This is a genomic window from Flavobacterium soyae (genome assembly GCF_045348165.1).
Classification (GTDB): domain Bacteria; phylum Bacteroidota; class Bacteroidia; order Flavobacteriales; family Flavobacteriaceae; genus Flavobacterium; species Flavobacterium soyae.
Genome location: NZ_CP150845.1, coordinates 2,162,361 through 2,184,573 on the forward strand (window position 1 = coordinate 2,162,361; position 22,213 = coordinate 2,184,573).

The window sequence follows — 22,213 nt, forward strand, 5'->3', positions numbered from 1 at the left end:
ATGAAAAAGCTTTTAAAATATACATTCTTACTTATTCTACTTACCCAATGTTCCCCCGGGGGATGGGGGAATGTATACGCCCAACTATACCCTGTTCAATTAACTCCAGTTTTTAAAAGTCCATACAGTGTAAAAATATCCGACTACGCAACTAGTATGGATACCAAATTTCAATTGCTGATAAACCCTACTGACATTACCATATCGCAAAGACAGGTACGCTTAAAATTGTACATACAAGGTAACGGAGTCAATATAAGAAGCAGTGATTATATAACAGGACAAAGACCTATTTTTATTAATGGAGGAGAATTTCAAACCCTGACCAATACCGATATTTCTGCTTTATTCAGGTTAGAAAATTTACAAGGCATAACACCGTCGCAATATGCGAACCCACTGCCAGACGGAATGTATGATTTTTGTTTTGAAATGTATGATTATATCACCAATCAAAAAATATCTCGAAAAAGCTGTGCCAGTATCTATCTCCTATTAAACGATCCACCGCTTTTAAACACACCGCAAAAAAACGAACAAATCGCGGCAAGCGACTTTCCAAATATAATGTTCACCTGGACACCGCGCCAGATGAACGCAACTAATGTATCGTATAAGTTCGAATTAAAACAGCTTATCGATTCAACACTCGATCCGCAGTTTGCGTTTCAAATGTCGCCGCTTTTATACGAAGAAACATTGTTTAGCACTGCTATGTTGTATAATTTGAGTATGCCAATCCTCACTCCAGGAATGCGTTATGCTTGGCGTGTGAGAGCCATATCAACTACAGGACTTTCAGAGAATGCGATATTCAAAAATGATGGTTACAGCGAAATTTACTCTTTTAAATATACAGCATCCTGTGCTGCCCCAACATTTTTACTAAGTGAGGCACAAGGACCAAACAGCGTTAAGATAACCTGGCAGGGAATTCCTGATCATACTAAATATCAAGTTCAATACAAAAAACAAGATGTACGTAACGCGCAATGGTTCTCGACCAATAGTTTAAACACACAAAGTTTAATCACCAATTTAGAGCCTGGAGTAACCTATCAGTTTAGGGTAGGTTCAAGTTGTGATCCTGCAACTGAGGGAATTCAGTCGTTTACTTATTCAGCGATCAGCACCTTTACAACGCCTACACAAACTAATGGGGTTCCTGCTTATAATTGCGGCATCATCCCTAAAATTAATATTCAGAATCAAAAACCGCTTACCAATTTAATTCAGAGTGAAACTTTCACAGCAGGCGATTTTCCGGTAACCATTCTGGAATTAAAAGGAGAAAACAGTCCATATTCTGGAAGAGGTTATATCATAGTGCCTTATTTAAAAGATACTAAAATAGCCGTTGAGTTCAATAATATTACGATCAATACCGATTATCAATTAATTAACGGTGTTGTTGAGACTAGTTATAACCCGAAGTGGGATAATGTTGTGAACGTGAAAGAAATTTTTACTGACATAACCAGTGCAGTTGATGGTCTATATGATTTACTGAAGAAAAAAGAAGAAAACTCTATAACTGATGCTGATTTTGTAGCAGAAAGATTTGATTATCTTAATAAAATTCAGGACCAGATTGATGAATTAAAAAAAGATACTGATTTACCAGAAGAATTAAAGAAAAAAATAGAGGATTTAAAACCTGTACTTCTTGATTTAGCCTCAAATGATTGGAAAGCATCAGGGAATTTTTCAAAAGAAAATATTGATAAAGTTGCTCAATTTGCAAAAGAAGCGGATGCGTATAAAAAAGAGCAGGCAATATTGACTGAAAAAATTAGCAAAGGAATCAATTTTCAGAAATTAATATCCTGGATGCAGGAAAATTCAGGAAACACAGTTCTTTTTGATTATGAAAAGTTTTTAAATGAAGATTTTGAACTTACTGGTTCTGGTCTTGGAGCTCCGACAAGTTTAAAAATTGACAAGAATTTTGAATTTGAAGTAGATGGCGAGAAGAAAATACTAAACTTTAAAGGGCAGTTAAGTACCCGAAAAGATTATGTTACACTTGCTGCACAAAATTCTCCTATAGGTTTAAATATTGATTTTGCAAATTCGGGAATTACTTACGATTTCAATTATTTATACGACAAAATTGAATCTGGGCAGGATAAAACGGCAATTATTTTAAAGACTAACCGAATAAGTGATTATGATGCTTTGTTAGGATTTTTAAAATATTCTATTGGAGAAACAGGTTCGAAAGCAAAAGACTATGTTGTCAATAAATTCAACAAAGCTTTTCAAACAGCAGGAAGCGATTGTAATAAAATTGATTTTCTATATGCCGATGCACCAGATTTTATAATTACAGCGAGAGGTAATGACAAACTTTGGAGCGATTTACAATCTCTCTCAAAATGTTCTATCCATTATCGCGGTACAAATGAAAACAATAGTGTATTAAATATTTTAAGGAATATTGACAATAAATGGATCTTTAGTAAACAGAAATCGAATATTGATTTTTTTGCTGATCTTTTTACCAAATTAAATTTAGATTACAGAGCGCATTATATTAAAGTTCTTTCACAAATAGGACTTAAAAACTGGACACCTGACCAAATCAATAACAGCCAGTTTTACTTGATGGAACCTTTAAAGATTGATGGAATTATAGATCAGTCGTCCTACAGTACAATCACAAGTTGGTGTGTAAATAATACGGCTAAAACTAAATATGAAATAGGATATACTGGACATTATTTTGAAAAAGGTGCACTAGTAGGTTCGAATGAGAAAATACAAAATTTAGGAATAATTGAGAAAAATGACCCTGTTCATATTCGTATTGGAGAAAATGATTATTTAATTCCTGCTTTTATAACTTACGTTTTAACAAAAGAAACGGTTGCAGATGATAGAAATATTGCTATAAATAATGCACTTTCAGTTATTTTACCCGAATTTGAAAGGTTATCTTTGAATAAGCTTAAGTGGTTAAGTAATATTGGAAGTAAAGTTGATAAGGTTTTATTCAGAGTTGACGAGGCTTTTAAAGCGGGTGATGAAGCAGTAGGTGTACTGGTAAATGGTAAATATTTAAAAAATCCAACTGCCACTAAGGTTGAAGAATTAATTATTAATCCTTCAGGGACAGTAAGAGGAAAAGTCAGATTGGATCCAAATGCAAGTACAACTGAATTATTAAATGGAGGTGAATACATGTATGTAATTGATGAAAGTGATAATCTAATTATTGGGACAAGAGCAAAAAGTTTCGAATTTTCTAATCCTCCAGGAAAAGCACCTCATCCTACGTTAATAGGTGGTGAAAATCCTCAAGTAAAAGCAGCTGGAACAATTAGTTTTAAAGGAGGTAAAATTTATAAAGTTGATAATGCGTCGGGACATTTTAAACCTTCGGTTGAGTCTTTAAAAGAAGCAGAAGAAATATTCAGGAAAAAATTTCCGACCAATTCATTTACTAACGATTTTCAAGGATTTGTACCATATGGAAACTAAAGAATTTTTAAATAAATGGGTATTTTGTATCCATTTATACTGGAAAGATGAATTTCAAGAGATTAACAATCTATATTTAGTAGAGAAAGAATTTCAAAATTTTGTAAAAGATAACAGAACGCAAACGCTTTACAAATGTGTAGCTATTGAAAATGATTATTTGGTGTTACAATCTAAGAAATTTATGCTAAAAGTAAAAAAAGAAGGAATAAAAAAAATTCTTTCCCAACCGACTTTTCAATGGGAAGATATGATACAAGAAATAGAACGTCCTGAGATAATGGGTAAAATTGAAGATGTAATTTGGCATGAAAAAAATAGTGATTTTTTGTATTATATCACAACTATTGATGGAAAAAAAAAATCAAGACAATATAAAGCACATGAGCTGAAAAAATTAGCTTGATAAATTTCAAGTATTTTATAATAAATAGCAAGTAAAAATGACTACAAAGTTGATGAGTAGACAATACAGTTAAAACAAAATATGGAATATGATATAGAGGAAATTATTAAAAAAAAATGCGGATTAGTATGTTCGGATGAATATGTAGAATATTAAAACGATTAATGGAATTGGGGCTTTAATTTTGAAAATTATGTTAAACGAAAAAGCTGTATTAGTAACAAATATTTTTTTCTTTCCAGACAAAAATATTCTAATAATTAAGGGACTTGATCAGAATCATTCTCTAGATATGTTAGAATATTCTCTTTTCTTAAATGATATATTTATCATAAATATATCATTTATAAGTGAGTTTTTTATAGAGAAAAAAAACAGACTTATGGATGAAAGAGCATTTGAGTGTAAACAGAATTTAGATCAATTAAAGGGAGTTGATTTAACTTTCAATGTTTTAAAATTAAATATCGGATAAAAATTGAGATATAACTAATACCTCTGTTACCGCACGAATGCTTTCGTATAGTATTATGCTTGTCAAAGTCTAGTATTTTTATAAAGATTTAATAAATTAAAATGAGTAGAAATTATAAATTTTATAATTCTTAGAGCTTAGCTGAAACGTACCACACGAAAGGATTATAGATTTTAATCAATTTAAATAAATTTTGCGAATGATATTTGAGGGGGGAGCATTAATTTAGATGTCTAGAGAAGCTTTATCAACCCCATAATTAAGCTTACAACTTAAATATACCAACAAATACCACACTTTATAATTACAGAATAGCGTAGCCATTTAAACAAATTGGTTAGCTATACTTATGATTAAAACTGATTAATAAAAAAGTATTTACGCATGAAAAATTATTTTTTAACCCTATTTATATTACTATATACTATTTCTATCTCCGCACAGAAAATTAAAATTGAGAAGGGAGAAATAAAACTAGACGAAAAAACGGTAGGGTATATAGAAGGTAAAAAGCCAATTTTTACGATTTACAATCTGGATAAAAGTTACACCATTACCGCTGAGATCAAAAGTGTTCCTAATGAACCGTCGTTGACATTGCCTTGGATAGAAATAAAAGATGAAGTAACAGGAAAATGGAATGAGCTGGATTTCAAGAGCAGAAAATTCAGTGCCTTCAATTATGATAGGAGCATTATATACGAACTATTAGATCGAAATTATTTTACTGCCGAAGGCTTGAATAAAGATGAGATTGATAAATTTTTGGATAGTGAATCAGCAGGCATTTCTGCAAAGCGTTTAGGTAAACAAAATATAATAGATCAGGCAAATAAAGTTGCAGATACCTATCAATTATCAATCGATGATGCAGGTACTATTTATAGCATAAAAGCACAAAATCAAGACCCGCTTGATAAGCGAATAGGTTATATCAAGGTTATATCACCAGCTACAAATGGAGAATTACAGTATGAAGTAGTCGATTTAGATAATTATAGAATAGCAACATGGTATGCAAAGGCTGGTATGACTTCGGGTTATGATAAATTATTAAATCAAGAACTCATCACTTTTGATAAAAAAGTATTTAAGGCTGCTTTTGATAACCATGGTAACCCAATGGGTTATAAAATAAGTAAAGACATTACTGCTATGAATATTGTCAGAGTTCTGGTAGGTAATGGTTATCCGTTGCAGCATCAGGGACTAGTTTTAGCTCAGGCAAAGGTAGAGAGGCAAGCCCAGGCTTCAGCAGAAAAAATAATAGCAGAACGTTCAAATTCTGCCAACATTTATGAGAAGAACGGATACGTTATCAATGAAAAAGGAGAAAAAAAATCAGGGCCAATAACAGCAGAATTTGAGTCAATAAAATCTGAATATTCAAGCGGAACATCAGATATGACCTCTTACGGAAAAACGGTAACATTAAAATTTACCAATGAAAAAGGCCGTGAGAAAACAGAAAATTTTAAATCAAAAAACGGAACCAGATTCTGTATCGAAAAAAGCGGACAAGAAGAATGTTATTTAGGATTAAAAACGATAGGAAATACAATGGCAGCAGCAGGAAGTTTAAATTCCTTAAGCTTTGATTTTTCGAGTTTCTATAAAATCTTGTACGAAGAAAGTAGTTATATGGTTCTAGTTGATCCATTGCTGTCATCTGATTTCATTATAAAAATACCAGCACAAGAAAAAGGTTTATACACCAATAAATCAAGTAATGATAAGCTAAGGAAAAATGTTAGTGAATATCTAAAATGCGATTCGTTTGTGTTTGAAAACTATGATTTTAAAACCCTTGAAGGATTGATTAAAGTTTTAGAAGATTATAAAAATAATTGCAGTAAATAATTAAAGTAAAAATAGAAATGAAAAAGAGAATTTTATTAGTAGCAGTGTTACAACTTTTTTAACCTTGAATAGTTGTAGTTCAGATTCAGAAAGTCAGCCGGGAACAAATCCAATTGAAAAAGGAGAGATAGTAGCTGATTACATTATTGATGGTTATGTTGATGATTTTGTCATTGGTACTGATAATATAGTATATAAAATAGGACAGACAGATGATGAGAAAGGATCAAGGTATATGGGATTAAAGAAAGTTGATCCACAAGGAAAGGAAACTGCACTTAAATATCTTGACCTTGGAAATTTCAATTTCGCAAATTTGACATTCGCAAATAATGGGGATCTTTTGATGGTTGCAAAAGGTAATACACCGGGCTCAGATAAAATATTGCGATTCGAAAATAATTTCTCAGATCTCAAGCCATTTTATACAATGAAGCCAATAAGTTCGCCTTTTGCGAGCAAAATCAATCTTTTGTCTATCAGCAACAATGGTGATAATACTTTTTTTGTATTTGATTACGGCAATAGACAAATAAAAAGATTTTTTCCTGAACTAAGTGGCGATATGTTTGTTGCCGGCTCGGAAAAAAATGAAATAAAAGACGGCACAGGTCTAAATGCAAGTTTTGGCACCGTATTAAAAATGATTTCATTAAATAATGTACAGTATATAATCGATAATTTTTACGAATCGAGTAATGGAGCTTATAAGAGTTCTAATATTAGAAAAGTGGAGTATGTTAATAATGAATGGAAAGTAACAACTTTAATTTCAACAACAAATGATGAATCTTATAATGATATTACATTCGATTCAAAAAATGATTTATATGTAGCCGTAAAAGGAAAAGGCATTTATAAATTAAATCTTCAAGACAACTCTTTGTCTTCTTTTAAAGAAGGAGAGTTCAAAGTCAGATCGACTGGCCAAAAAATTACTAATTCGTTTGGAAGTATTAAAATGATCAAGTTTATAGGTAATGATATGTATATGGCCACAAGCAGCGACTTGATTAAAATTTCAGATTTCCAAACAAAATTTGCAAAAGCGGCAGCAGAAAAATAAAAGATTAAAAAACCACTATAGCCTTAAAACTGTAGTGGTTTAAAATACAACAAAATGAAAAAAGCTTTACTCTTATTAGTATTTATTATAATAACCTCTTGTTATCAGGAAACTTCTATAGCCGTAGAAGGAGATTTTACGACTACGTATGTTAATGCCAAAGAATCGGTACCGGTTGTCATTAAAATCGATAGTAAAATTACAGGAGCAGATACCTACCAGTGGACATTTGAAGGTGGAAGTCCGAGTACTTCGAACTTAAAAAACCCAGGCGAAGTACTCTATGATAAGCAGGGAACTTACACCATAAAACTAAGAGCATCAAATGCAGATGGCGAGAGTAAAGAAATTAGCAAAACAGTTGTTATTAGAGACGGAATCAATATTGATTTCACTAGTGAAATAATAAAAAGTAATTATTCGCCAGTAGAAGTTATTTTAACTAATAATACCGCTGGAGAAGGTCTTACTTATAAATGGGATTTTCAAGATGGAATGCCAGCAAATTTTACTGGAAAAATACCTCCAAATGTTGTTTTTTCAATTCCAGGAGATCACACTATTACCCTAACCGTTTCAAATGGACTTGAAACTCAAAAAGTAACCAAAATCATTACAGTTGCACCACTTTTGGTGAGCTTGTTTGCTTATGAACCCAAGTTTGAAAATGATGATTATGAATCACCCGTAACAATTAATTTCATCAATAAATCAATCAGTGCCACAAAATACAAATGGACTTTTGAAGGCGGAAATCCGGCAGTATCAACAGAAGAAAACCCAATAGCTGCATTTACAAGCGTCGGTACGCACGAAGTTACTCTAGAAGTATCCAACGATAAAACCAGTCAGATTTTCAAGTCAACAATTATAGTACAGCCTGATACAAACCTGCGTATTTTGACCAATATCAAGCTGGGAATAAATTCGGCACACAACAATAATAATATTGGCGCAATGTATTCGACTACAACCAGACAGGTTTATAAAGCAAATGAGATCAATGACGAAAACAGCAGTTTGATAGATATTGTGTTTCAGGGACTAAACAGCAATTTGACATACAACAAATTCATTTCGCCAGATCAGGCTAATAATTATGGCTTTCTGCCTCTTAAAAATGCTCAAAGCACCATTTTTGTAAACTCTCAAAATTTATGCAATTGCGGTCTAAACTTTACCGAAACACAATTTGATGCCATGGTAAATGATAACCTTATAAAATCATTAAACATAAGTTACAGTGCAGCAGGAGAACAGCAATTTGGCTTAACATATCCAAGAATAATTTTATTTAAAACGCAGGACGGCAGAAAAGGTGCAATCAAAATTAAAGACATGGTAAAAAACGGAACCAGCTCTTATATTTTATGCGACATTAAAGTACAAAAACAATAAAGGAGGAATCGATTAATGAAAATAAATAATACAAATAATTGGTTAAAACTCCTAGTTGTTCTACTGTTCTTAGTTACTAAAAATGGATATTCGCAGGACGTTGATTTAGAGAAATTTTACAAGCCTAATTTTAAAGTTACAGGTGGAGTAAATGCTAACATGATATTTTATAATTCGAATCAGCAAAATTCTAGAGAGCCATTTACTTATCTGCTTTCAGGTAATTTAAATATCAGTGCATTCAGTTTTAATATTCCGGTATTTTACAGCCTGACCAATCAGGGAAATGATCTGGGTTATACCGCTCCTTTTGATTTTAACCGAATTTGTATCATGCCTAAATACAAATGGGTAAAAGCTTATATAGGTAATGCAAATATGACTTTTTCGCCTTATACTTTAAGCGGTTATCCTTTTAGAGGAGTTGGTCTTGAATTGACACCAAGAAGCCCGTTTAAAATTAGTTTAATGGGAGGGCAATTATTAAAAGCTGTAAATGAAGAAGATGCGTTAGGAGGTGTTCCCGTTTATGAACGATTTGGCTACGGCATAAAAACAAGTTTCGAAAAAGAAAGATATAAAATAGGCTGGATTGGCTTTTATGCCAAAGACAATGTAAACTCACTCAACCTAACAGGAAATGACAGTGGAGTAACACCTAAATCAAATTTTGTAAACAGTCTGCTTTTTGGTACATCATTATTAAAAGATTTAACTTTTAATGTAGAGTATGCGCTATCAATATTAACAGACGATACACGTGCAGAAACACTCCAAGGAGGAAATTTTAAGGACAGACTTTTCTCCGCAAAAGAAAGCACTGTTTTCTTAAACGCATTAAATGTAAATTTTGATTACAGCATACAAAAAACAAGACTTGGATTAACGTATGAACGTATTGATCCCAATTACAATACATTGGGAGCAATGTACTTTAATAATGATTTAGAAAATATTGCATTACGCCTTTCAAGACCTTTTTATAATGATAATATTAATATAGCAGTAAGTTTAGGATATCAAAGAGATGATTTGGCACACGAGAAAAAACAAGATACTAAGAGGGTCGTGGGTTCTGTAAATATGAATTATAAGGTTACAGAGCAGTTTAATTTTACAGGAAGTTATTCTAATTTTTCAACTTATACCAATAAAAAACTCGATCAATTTGAACTTATTAATAATCCAAATGTCGTAGCAGCCGATACTTTAGATTATAAGCAGTTATCACAAAATGCTAACTTAAACTTTAGTTATGCTTTTGGAGAAAAGAAAAACCAAAATATGAATTTTAATTATAGTATTGCAGGTCAGGCCAATGAACAAGGAGGTGTAATTAGAAAAGGACAGGCAAGCACCGTTCAAAACTATAATTTAGGACATACCATAAATTTTATCGGAATCAAAACGGCATTAATCAGCACTTTAAATTACACTAATAATCAAGTAGGATTATTTGATAATTCATCTTTGGGCGCTTCAGTAGCGGTTTCTAAAAAATTATTAAAAGAGAAGTTAAACTCCAATTTTGGACTATTGTATAATAATACCCAAAGTGATGTAGATACAAGTTCAGTTTTTGGGATAAAACTCAATAACAGCTATACACTAATGCAAAAACACAATTTTGCATTGTCTATGATAACGATGTTTAGAAGCGCAGCAAACCGACCCGCAAACAATGATGTAATGTTGAATTTTAACTATGGTTACAGCTTTTAGCGAGAGTACATTAAATATAAAAAATATTGAAATTCAGGTTTCAAGCACAATATAGATTATTTACTATGAAGAAGTTTTACAAATCACATTTATCTGCCTTGTTTATTCTGTTTTGGATCTTTAGTTCATATGGACAGGATATAGCACCTCCTAAAGAGCTGAATGCAGCAGCTGGCTCAATAGAAAAGATTGCTGCGGCAGACCGCTGGGTAGATCATTTCTCCAATCAGGATTTGGTCGAACTTCCTGTAGGGATTCGAAATACGGTAAACAATGTGCAGTATTCTATCGGGATAACAAAAGCGGTATTTTCCCCTGAATACACTACGCTTACAGTATTCTGCAGGGTTGACATTCCTCAGAAGGGTCCAAACGGACAGCCGATGCAGCTGTTTTTTGGAGCCGATGATGTAAAACTTTCTCATCAGGGAGGAATAATAGGAGAAGCAAAATTAGTGCTGTTGGGAAATGTAGATATTCCGTTCAGTGATGATAAATGGCAATTATCATTGTATGGAGGTTTTGATATGGCAGCCGGTCATACCAAAGACCTGACCTATGTAACAATTGATTGCGATGGTTTTAAAGAAATGAAAATTTCAGGAGCGGTCGAGTTTTCCAGAAATCTAATTTTACCTATTGATCCAAGAACAGGTTTAGTTGACGAAGCAGCAACGACTACTACTAAAACCTATTATAATGGTAAACCAGTGCAAATACCGAATAGAGTTAGAGGAGAATTTAATTTTACTGCAAGTGATTGGAATGACATTTTAGTCAATGTAAGCCTGCAGCCTTTTGTTTTAAAAGACAAACGAAATGGAAAAGATTTTGATGGTAACTTTACATTTTTGGTAAGTAATGCTGTATTAGATTTAAGTGATTTAAAGAATGATCCTAGCGTGTTCTTTCCGGAATATTATACAAAAAACGCATTATTATCACCAAGTCCGGAAGCTTGGAAGGGGGTATACATTCAAACCTTTGATGTTGGGCTGCCAAAAGAATTTCAAACGACAGATACAGCATCCAATAAAGGCAGAATTCATGTTGGGGCACAAAACCTTATTATAGATAAATATGGGGTTTCAGGAACTTTTTATGCAGATAATGTTTTTCCGCTTGATAGAGGAATTACAAGCGAAGAAAAATCTTGGGCTTATTCTCTGGATCATATTGATGTCACTATTGCCGCTAATACATTTGTGAAAGCAAATCTAAGCGGTGAAATTTTGCTGCCAATTACTAAATCAACGGGTTCATCTTCAACAAATTCAGCACAAACGAATAGAAAGGGATTGCTTTACAATGGATTTATATCCATGAGTGAACAGCAGTTAGTTGTTGCTACTAAAGATTCTTTATCTTTTGATATCTGGAAAGCAAAAGCATTATTGCTGCCCAATAGTTCCGTTGAATTAAATTTAGTAAACGGAAGATTTTTACCCAGAGCCAATTTAAATGGTACAATTTCTATTGGAACTAATAAGAGCGCCACAGATGATAAGGAAGTAGAAGGAAAACGAATGGTTGATTTTAAAGGGATTTCTTTTGAAAACTTACAGCTCCAAACCGTTTCTCCAATAATTTCTGTGCGTAACATGGGCTATAAAGGCACTATGGGCTTTGCTAATTTTCCAGTTTCAATTGGTAATATAAATGTTGCCATTAACGGAAATGACTCCCGAATTGATTTTGATTTGGGGATAAATTTGATGGAGAGTGTAGGAGCGGGAGCGACAGCAAGAATTGGAATATTAGGAAAAATGTATGACGATGGATACAGACAGCGAAGCCGATATGCAGGTCTGGATTTGTCTGCCATTAGTATTGACTGCCAGTTTAGTGGACTGAAAATAAAAGGAGGACTTATCCTAATGGAAAACGATCCAGTTTATGGCAATGGTTTTAATGCAGATTTGATGGTTGATGTTGCTGATGTTGTCAATGTTCAGGCAAAAGCTATTTTTGGACGCTCTACTTTTAGATATTGGTATTTTGATTCCGCAGTTAAGTGGCCACCAGTGCCGTCACCATTTATGATTAATGGCTTTGGTGGCGGGGCCTATTATAAAATGAGAAGAAACGGTGATTTGTCAATTTCAGATTTTTCATTATCTGGACTTTCTTATACGCCTGATGAAAAAATAAGTTTAGGTCTTAAAGCCTTAATTTATTTTCATGTTGGTTCAGAAACAATATGTGATGGAGAAGCAGGATTTGAGATGGCGTTTAATTCAAAAGGCGGCATTAATAGATTGGCGATTTTTGGAAAGGCAAAAGTGGCGGGAGAAATACCAGGATTAAAAAGTGTAACTGGATTAATCGATAAAGTAGCTTCAAATGCAGCAGCAAAGAAAATTTTTCTAGGAGACACAGATGCAGATCTTAAAGGGTCTTTTACCAGTAAATATATTCCAGAAGCAAAATTGGCAATACCTGGAGATTTATCTTCAGATGATGGTATTAAAGTCGCTTCGGCAATAGAATTTGATTTTCAAAATCATTCAATGCATGGTACTATGGATGTTTTTATAAATACTCCGGGTAATTTCTTATCCGGAATTGGAGAAGGAGGAAGAGCAGGCTGGGCTGTTTTTCATAAAGATCCCAAAGACTGGTATATGTATATAGGAACTCCCGATGACAGATGTGGAATAAAACTAGGAGTTGGCGGTATATTCTTAAAAACAACGAGCTATTTTATGGCAGGAACACTGCTTCCGGCAAGTCCGCCCCCACCGCCAATTGTTGCGCAGATTTTAGGCGTCGATGCAAAACAATTAGATTATATGCGTGATGAAAATGCATTGGCTAATGGTGGAGGTTTAGCTTTTGGAGCTAATTTAGATTTTGATACAGGAGACTTAAGTTTTTTACTATTCTACGCTCGTTTTCAGGCAGGAATGGGATTCGATATTATGCTGAAAGATTACCAGGAGGCCAGATGTTCGAATACAGGAAAGACTGTGGGAATAAATGGCTGGTATGCAAATGGTCAGTCGTATGCTTATTTGCAGGGAGAACTAGGAGTTAGAATAAAATTGGCATTTGTAAAAATAAAAGTTCCAATCATCTCAGGAGGAGCAGCAGTATTATTGCAGGCCAAACTGCCAAATCCAGTTTGGATGCGTGGTTATGTTGGCGGTAACATGAATGTTTTAGGCGGATTAATCAAAGGTAAATTCCGTTTTAAATTAGAAATTGGCGAAGAATGCCAATTTGAAAATGCATCTCCGTTAGGTGGAATTAAATTGATAACCGATGTAACGCCAAAACAAAGCTCAGCTGATGTGGATGTTTTTGCTGTTCCGCAGGCCGCTTTCTCAATGAAAGTGAATGAAGCATTTGTAATTCCCGAAGATACTGGAGATGTTACTTACAAAGTTATCCTAGAAAAATTTAAAGTTTTTGATGGCACGGCCGAAATACCGGGAACTTTTGAATGGGGTTCTATGAAAGACAGAGTAAATTTTGTTTCAACAGATATTTTACCTCCAAACAAAGAATTGAAGGTTCAAGTAGAAGTTAGTTTCAAAAAAATGATAAACGGTGTTTTTCAGCCTATCAAAGTTGATGGAAAAGTAGCCACAGAATACGAAGAAAGATTATTTACAACAGGAGGAGCACCAAATCATATTCCGCTTAACAATATTAAATATTCTTATCCGGTTGTAGATCAGAAATATTTTCTTGAAGAAGAATATCCAAAAGGATATATTCAGCTTAAGCGTGGCCAGGATTATTTATTTGAAGATGCAAGCTGGGAAACCAGTATCAAAGTAAATGAAGAAGGCGCTTTCAATGCAAAAGCAACCGCTTTCAATTATGATACCAATAAAAATGAAGTGTACTATGAATTACCTGATATTAAGCAGGAAAAAAAATATAACTTTTCTATAGTGAGCAGTTTAAAACAAGCTCCCTCTGGAAACACTGGATCGAATTCAAGAACAAATACAATCAGTGATGGTGGTAATGATATTCAGATAAAAGAAAATCAAGCAGATGTATTGTCTAAGGCTGAAGGCAGTATTGATCGTTTATCTTATTCATTTAATACAAGTAAATACAAAACATTTACAGCGAAAATGAATGCTATAAATACTCAAAGCTATAATTTTGGAGTATTGTATTCTGATGTTATTTATTTAACCAATACCATTTCAAGTCAGGAAGCATTTGATTTGACTGAATTACAAGGAGTAACATACAGTGATAACAAGCCAATTATTATAGCACAGTCTAAACTAAATGATGAGTATTATACTATAGATATTTATCCTTATTTGTATAAAGACTATCCTTTAAATGGGAGTTACACTATTAATAATAGGGACACCGATGAGTTAGGAGTTATTCCTGCAAAAGCAATTCCGCTGAATGCTTACTACATGACCAGTATAGAGAATGATATAAATCAATCCTGGACAAAAGGCAATTTTCCATTTAAGTATAATATGCCGTTGCTTTATAAACAAGACTGGGTTGATTTAAACAATCAAATTATTAATGCTTACATTAATGGAAACACTGGTGTCGAATCAATTGCAAAACGTTTTTTAAATAGTAATTACCTATTTATGCGTTATGGAAATTATGAAATACTAATGAAGTACAATCTGCCGGGAGATAAGAAGTCTACCGAATATACATATAAGTATAAAAACAATAATAAGTTTAGATAAGTACTTTAAAATTAGTTGTAAAAATAACTGAGAACCTTAAAATTAAATAGTATTTAACCTATTATGAGACCTTTAATGCCAGCCTTATCGAGCTGGCATTTTTGTTATAGAGATTTCTTTCTATTTCTACAAATAATGGTCACTTTGTACTGAAAAGGGTGGTCATTTTGAATTGAAACCAGGCTGTTTCATCCAGAAATAGTTTAACACTAAGCTAATTAAAACGAAAAAACAATTAGAGTGAATGTTATAGTAGGGAGCATTTTGTCGATTAATAGTGTTTTAGTGGATAAAAAAACCGAACAGATAAGTTGTTATCTTATTTGTTCGGTTTTACAGTCTCGACAGAACAAATGTCGATTTTTTTGGAAGATTTAGAAAAAATATTAGATATTTTCGGGGGGCATCGTTCTAGATTTAGCTAGGCTGATAAGTAAAATTATATTTGTTATTTAAATATGCATATTATTAATCTTTGACACGGCAGTTTTTTATTGTTCTGTTTTTATTTGAAACGACATACTATGCTAATCGTTCTTTCCAAGTTTTTCATTCGAGCATAAGACTTTCCAGAAGATCATAGAAGGCTTTGGTATGATTGTAGTATTCCCAGCTAGTCGTTATTTGTTCATTACTACTCTCTCCTTGTAATTCCGGCTGGCATTATTGCCATGTCAGTATCTATATATAAAACGTGTAGTGTTTTCATGCATTTTTACTGGTGAATATCGAAGGAACTGATTGATCTTCTTTCCTACAAAACAAATGTCTAACTTTTACTTATGCTCAATAATTTCAAAATAAAGCTCAGGCAAGATTATTTTGATTTCCTGCGATGCTCCTTCTTTAAGCCAATACAGTATAAAATTCACCTTTGCACTTTTTAATTCATAATGTCTCGACTTCATTATTTCAATTTTCTCAATGAATAGTTTTGAGAATTTCAATACAGATTGTCCGCTTGAATTTAAGCATTCATAACCCACAACATGTAGCATTTCTCCACACGTAAGTCCAGAAACTAAAATCTGTCTGTTAATAAAATAGTCTAACCAAATATCTTTGAAAGTGGCATGTATCGCAATTTTATCAGGTATAGTGTAAACTTCAAAATCATTTATTTGTTCAAGATTTTCTGCAGCCAAATGATTGAGATAGTTTGCATTTAGGTGGACATTTAGATTACGTTTAGCTCTGGTCATCGCTACATATAATTGTCGCTTGGCTTCATCAGCAGCAGTATTAAAATTCTCAAGTAAAAGAAAGACATTATCAAACTCTCTTCCTTTGGCTTTATGAATGGTTGACACAAAAATTGTTTCGCCATTTTCATTATAAAAATCCTCCAATTTAGATTCCCGGATTAAAACTTCTAAATCGGATTTGTACTTTCTATTAGGATTAGTGGTTTCAAAATCTTTGATGATGTTCTGGCAAATCTCTAATTTGTTGCTGTTACAGAAGGTGTTAATTAGTTCTTTTTTAGCATTGTCCCAAACTTCATCACTGATTGTGTAAATATCAGCTCCAACATTTACTTTATCGATTAAAAATCGAACTTCAATAAGATTATATAAACTAAAATCATCATTAGATTGTATTAGTTTTGCGTTTATGCCAGCCTTTAAAAGAAACCCAGCAACTTTTACAGCCTCTTCGTTAGTTTTTGTGAGTACGCACGTAGTTCCGGAAAGATCTGCGTTAACTATATCAGTTACAAGAGGTGTAATCAGATTGCTGCTTTGATACCTAACAACCTTGATTTTTCCATTGTCGGTTTGATTAGCAATGATGGGTGTTTCTTTTAGACGGTGTTGGATTTGTTGGACAAATTGATTCGAAAATGCAACCAGATTACTTTTACTGCGGTAATTTTCGACTAACTCATGTTTTACGGCGTTGTTATCATAAATAAACTGTTCCAGATATTTAGAACTTGCTCCTCTAAACTCATAAATATTTTGGTCATCATCTCCCACAGCAATAACCCTCATTTCTTCATTTTGATTCATCAATGCGTTTATAAGGGCGAATTCATCTGCATTCATATCCTGAGCTTCGTCAATTACTAAAACAGTCTTTGTAATTTTATTAGCCTCAACATCACCGTTTTTAATTCTTTCAACCGTAGTGTTTAAAATATCCGTCGATTTTTCTAAAGTACCCACCTTACCCAAAAGATCAAAACAGTAAGAATGAAATGTTTTAATTTCAATAAAGTTTGCTGCATTACCAATTAGTTTTAATAAACGTTTTTTAAATTCGATAGCAGCAGCTCGTGAAAATGTCAGCATTAGTAGCTGCTCATGCTTAACATCTTCCATTAACAAGAGTGAAGCCAGTTTATGGACTAATACCTTTGTTTTTCCACTGCCGGGACCAGCAGCAACAACTATGTGTTGTGTTTCGTTATCTTTTATAATTTTTAATTGTGTAGGTGAAAGTTCCCCAAATAACTGTCTGAATTTTGCAGGGGTAATATTCCGTTTAATTTCATTCTGTCTATCACTGCCATTAAAATATTTGTTTAAGAAAGAGCTGTAATTAAGGTGGAAATAATCTTCTACAAACTGAAGTGCATTCTTATAATCCATAATCATTCTTTGGGCATATTCGCCCACAATGTGGATTTGTTGGACTTTGCTTTCGTAAAACTGGTTTAGCTTTTGATAATCGTCTTTAGTATATCTTTTTTTATTATCTTGTTCTGTTCGCTCAATCGTTAAGCTGTTATAAACTACAAGAAAACCACCTTCTATCTTTATTGCCTCAATTCGCGAAAGATAGAATAATGTATCTTCAATGTCGTTGATGCTTATTTCTCTTTTGAATAGGCTGAAGCTATTATCATAAACCGTCTTTAGTTCATGTACTGAAAACTCCACCAAAATCTCCTCTTTATCTGCCTGGCCTTTTATCGCTTCGGTGATTGTTTTATCATAAAAAAAATTAACGATAAATGCTGCTAACTCATGGCGTTTTTCAAGTTTATCTTTTAATTGTTCTTTAGTTTGAAGACAGAGTACGGCAATATGGTTTTTAGAATGGTCTAAGTTCTTTCTTTTAATCCAGTTTTTAATAGACCAAAAGTTAATTATCGTTTTTAGTTTATTGGTGTTTACACCATCACAGCTATCTTTTTCTGCATTCTCGTTTAATTCTTTCAAATGAAAAATACTTTCTTCTTCTTTGAAAACTGAGAGTAAAAAGTTTTCAATTTTGCTGTATGACTCTACTATGGCAAGAGAGCGGTTTTTATTATCTGTATTCTTTATAAATGCAGTCAAATCCTTGGCATCTGCCAGAATATTTTCTTCACGCAGCAAGTTTATTACATTAATGACTTCTTCCTTTATAATACCCAAATGATCGCTAATATAGTCTACCCTTGATTCTGGAGTTTCGTTGTTGGTCTGCTTTCTGCTTTTACTTGAAAACAGCTTCTTTATGATACGTACACCTTGTTCTTTTTGCTTTTCTTCAAATCTTCCCGAAGTGTTTATTTTATCGATGGCTTCTTGGGTATTTTTAGATAAAATACTATTAGCAAACACCCTAGGCATATTCTGTCCGCGTTTTAAATACCCCGCATCTTCAAGGGCAGCAATTGCGGTAGTTACACGCGTTTCTATTTCTACAACATTATCGTCCCAACCTGCCTTACGGGCGATTTCTAACGCGGAATTAGATACTTTAGAACGAAATCTTGTAATATCCTTTATCGCTTTCCATACCTGCTGGATTTCCTTAATGGAAAGTTTGGTCTGGTTCAGCAGAATAAAGTGCTTGCTGAGGTCTTCTTCGTTAAACAGCACAAAACAATCAGCCGAAATATTTTCATCCCTGCCAGCACGCCCAGCTTCCTGCACATAGTTTTCAAGTGAATCTGAAATTTCATAATGAATAACCAAGCCTACATCTTTCTTGTCTACTCCCATACCAAATGCGGAAGTGGCCACCATAATTTGTGTTTTGCCATTTAAAAAGGAATCCTGATTCTCGGTCTTCTCCTTTTTATCCATTTTGCCATGGTATGGTTTTGCATTAAAACCGTCTTTTGCCAGCTGCTCGGCAAGTTTATACGCTTTGAGTGTTCTGGATACATAGATAATTGTAGGACAGTTTTTCTCCTCTATTAAATCTCTGGTGGTCAAATATTTTTCATCTTCATTTTGCTTTTCAAAAACCTTATACTGAAGATTAGACCTTGACGCTTTTGAAGTGAATACTTCAAGATCCAGCGATAGTTTTTCACGAAAATAATCCCGGATATCTTCAATTACTTTTTGTTTGGCTGTTGCGGTAAAGCAGGATACAGGTATGCAGTCTTCAAGGTTTTTCTTTTCCTGAATTAACTTTATAAAATCACCAATATATAAATAGTCGACCCTGAAATCTTGTCCCCATGATGAAAAGCAGTGTGCTTCATCAATCACAAAACGTGCAACTTTCCGGCCTAAAATTAGCTTTTCGATAGTCTTTGAACGTATAGACTCAGGTGAAATATACAAAATAGAGGCAGAGCCATCTTCAATTCTTTCAAATGATTTGGCTCTTTCAATAGGATCTAAAAGTCCATTAATAGTAACAGCTTCTGTTATTCCATTTTTTTCAAGGTTGTCGACCTGATCTTTCATTAACGACTGAAGCGGAGAAATTACGATGGTTAATCCTTTAGAGTTTTCAGCACTCATAAGTGCCGGAACCTGAAATGTTATTGATTTTCCGCCGCCAGTTGGGAAAACTGCCAGTACCGACTTATTGTTAACGGCGGCCTTAACGGCTTTTTCCTGAAGCGGTTCACCACCATAAGTTCGGTAAGCATCAAAGCCAAAGAATTTTTTTAATCCTTTGTAGATATCAAGCGCGTTGTTGCAATAAATACAGCCGGTTATACAAGGTTTACTCCGTAATAATAACATTATACGTTCTACTTCGGGGTAGTTTTTAAGAACCCATGGGGGCGTAATGGAATGAACCTTTCTATGGATTATAAATGAATTAATCAGTGACAGGCAATACGCCAATTCGATAGGATTTTCAGCTATTATTTTGGTTAAATCTGAGTGTTCACAAATCTCACTGCGGAATTTTAATCTAATCTGTACTTCTGCATCAGGGTTTATATTCTTGTATTTTACTAACCGAAAAAAAGCTCCAAACTCTTTTTTCTCACTTAAGAGGAGATAAAAAATTTCTTTAAGTGTTTTATCAATCTGCCAAAAAGCAGCGATTTCACTATTGAATAAATCTCGTGCTTTAATAGAATCGTTTAACGGATTGTTTGTGTCTTCCGTCTGAAGTTTATCATCTTTTAATAAGGCATGGTAAGGCTTAGTTGGAAATAACAAAGGAGATAAATGTAAAGTATCAATTATGTTAGAAGAATTAATACCAGCATCATAAATTGCTTTACCTATATATTTTATATCGTGATTTAAAATGTTGTGCCCGCATACATAATCGTCACCTTTGAGGAACTGGACAAAATCTCCTAAAGATGCTTTATGGAATTGATTACCGTTTTCTTTAATTGCACCTATATCAAGGATTTTGCCTTTTGATGGTTCAATTTCGGTGTCAATAAATGTAATTAAACGGGTATTATTTTGTTCATCTATTAGCATTTAAACTCGACAAGATTATGTTTTTTAATCAAACTATAAATACACAAATGTTTTTAACGACGAGGAAGATATGTAGCTAATTTAGTATTTAATTTCTAAATTCAAGATATTTTTGTTAAATAAGATTCTTTATGTTAAATGAGGTTAGGTGGCGGACAGCAGCAGTCTTATAATAAATTTAGCAAAACAAAAAAGCTCCAGATTTCTCTGAAGCTTTTCTTTTAGTAGCCTCGGAAGGACAAATGTTGAACTTTTTTGTAGAAGATTTGCGACATTTACTGAATATTCCGAAGAATCCACTATCTAAATTATGCTGAATAATAATTTGATCGTTTAATATTTAAAATATGCTATATTAGCATAGGCTGAATGATTGTCTTTAAAACTAATCTTTTTTACGTATTTAGATTATATACGACTACACTCGTTGATGATCGTGTGGTTAATGTTATTATGACTTGTCTCACCGGACTTTCTAAAAATGGTTTGCTAATAAAACTTTGAAGTAATTGAAGTCTTCTGTTTTCCATCTTATTTCGCTATGAATTCTAATGCTCTTTTTACAAAATCTTCGTTATTTTGGAATATTCCGCCATGTCCAGAATCTTTATAAACAATTATTTCGGAATTTTTAATTCGTTTTTTTAATTCGTATGAATTACTAATAGGAACCATTTTATCGTCTTCACCATTTACTATTAGTACAGGATGATTTATAACAGATAAGTCTTGAGGTGTTTGCAAGCCCCAGTCTTTTATTGCATCGAGTTGAAACATCAAGTGCTTCATTTTTAATTTTTCTCCTCTGTTCTCTTTCCTTTCTTTTAAGCGTCCAAGATAACTTTTGGCGGCTTTTTGACCATTAGCATTCCCTTTGAAGAATAAATAGAATTTTTCATTTCTCAATGTAAAAATTCCTTTGAATACATCGGAGAATACCACTTTTGACATTTTACTGATAGCCTCACCACCAGCAGGCCCAGTACCAGCAAGGATTACTTTGCTTACAAGTTGTGGCTCTCGAAGTAAAATTTCCTGTGAGATGAAACCACCCAATGAAAATCCGAAAAGATCAACTTTTTGATAACCGAGTGCTTTAATAAAAGCTATTGCATCTGTAGCCATTTCTGCAACGGTTTTTGGAGTTGTACCTCCTGTAGAACCTATACCTCGATTGTCAAAGCAAATGATTGGATGTTCTGAAGCCAGGCCATTTATAATTTTGGGGTCACAATCATCCATTGTAGCAGATAAGTGATTTAGAAAAATTATTGGTAAGCCTGGTTTATCTTCGCCAAGTTTACGATAAAAAAAATCTGTCCCTTTAATATTAATTGATTGTGTTTTAACATTTTTAAAATCCATAATTTTAGTTTTTAGTGAATTGTTATTAATTAAATTATTTGTTTGTCCAGTTGATTTCGCAATCATTGTCATGATTAGTAAAAACAATATTGAATACTTTCTCATTATATTTCTTTATTTAAA

At 33.2% G+C, this 22,213-nt stretch carries 10 protein-coding genes; 8 read left to right on the forward strand and 2 right to left on the reverse strand.

The genetic code is table 11. The features are described 5' to 3' along the window. The 8 genes from AABD74_RS09430 (at window position 1) to AABD74_RS09465 (ending at window position 15,098) form a co-directional block, all read left to right on the forward strand. Window positions 1-3,483 carry a fibronectin type III domain-containing protein gene (locus AABD74_RS09430; protein WP_406845352.1) on the forward strand — a complete coding sequence of 1,161 codons (3,483 nt, stop codon included), beginning with the start codon at window positions 1-3 and terminating at the stop codon, window positions 3,481-3,483. Continuing rightward, window positions 3,473-3,889, forward strand: coding sequence for a DUF6960 family protein (locus AABD74_RS09435; protein WP_406845353.1), 417 nt, complete (start codon window positions 3,473-3,475; stop codon window positions 3,887-3,889). Before AABD74_RS09430 ends, AABD74_RS09435 begins: the two co-directional genes overlap by 11 nt. A gap of 193 nt (window positions 3,890-4,082) precedes the next feature. Then, the gene (locus AABD74_RS09440) at window positions 4,083-4,364 is read left to right on the forward strand and encodes a hypothetical protein (RefSeq protein ID WP_406845354.1); all 282 of its coding nucleotides are present in this window, start codon (window positions 4,083-4,085) and stop codon (window positions 4,362-4,364) included. A 384-nt stretch (window positions 4,365-4,748) separates the two neighbouring features. After that, window positions 4,749-6,224, forward strand: a complete 1,476-nt coding sequence (locus tag AABD74_RS09445) for a hypothetical protein (RefSeq protein WP_406845355.1) — start codon at window positions 4,749-4,751, stop codon at window positions 6,222-6,224. Window positions 6,225-6,288: 64 nt separating this feature from the next. Beyond that, window positions 6,289-7,290 (forward strand): hypothetical protein, encoded by a 1,002-nt coding sequence (locus AABD74_RS09450; RefSeq protein ID WP_406845356.1) that lies wholly within the window; start codon window positions 6,289-6,291, stop codon window positions 7,288-7,290. A 54-nt stretch (window positions 7,291-7,344) separates the two neighbouring features. Beyond that, window positions 7,345-8,688, forward strand: coding sequence for a PKD domain-containing protein (locus AABD74_RS09455; protein WP_406845357.1), 1,344 nt, complete (start codon window positions 7,345-7,347; stop codon window positions 8,686-8,688). A gap of 15 nt (window positions 8,689-8,703) precedes the next feature. Next, the gene (locus AABD74_RS09460; protein WP_406845358.1) at window positions 8,704-10,410 is read left to right on the forward strand and encodes a hypothetical protein; all 1,707 of its coding nucleotides are present in this window, start codon (window positions 8,704-8,706) and stop codon (window positions 10,408-10,410) included. Between the two features lie 65 nt (window positions 10,411-10,475). Continuing rightward, window positions 10,476-15,098: a hypothetical protein gene (locus AABD74_RS09465; RefSeq protein ID WP_406845359.1), complete on the forward strand. Its 4,623-nt coding sequence runs from the start codon at window positions 10,476-10,478 to the stop codon at window positions 15,096-15,098. Between the two features lie 776 nt (window positions 15,099-15,874). Here the strand turns inward: AABD74_RS09465 and AABD74_RS09470 are convergent. Next, window positions 15,875-20,725 (reverse strand): RecQ family ATP-dependent DNA helicase, encoded by a 4,851-nt coding sequence (locus AABD74_RS09470; protein WP_406845360.1) that lies wholly within the window; start codon window positions 20,723-20,725, stop codon window positions 15,875-15,877. 531 nt (window positions 20,726-21,256) lie between these two features. Then, entirely contained in the window at window positions 21,257-22,195 is a 939-nt protein-coding gene (locus AABD74_RS09475) for an alpha/beta fold hydrolase (RefSeq protein ID WP_232682325.1), read from the reverse strand. Between the last annotated feature and the right edge of the window lie 18 nt (window positions 22,196-22,213).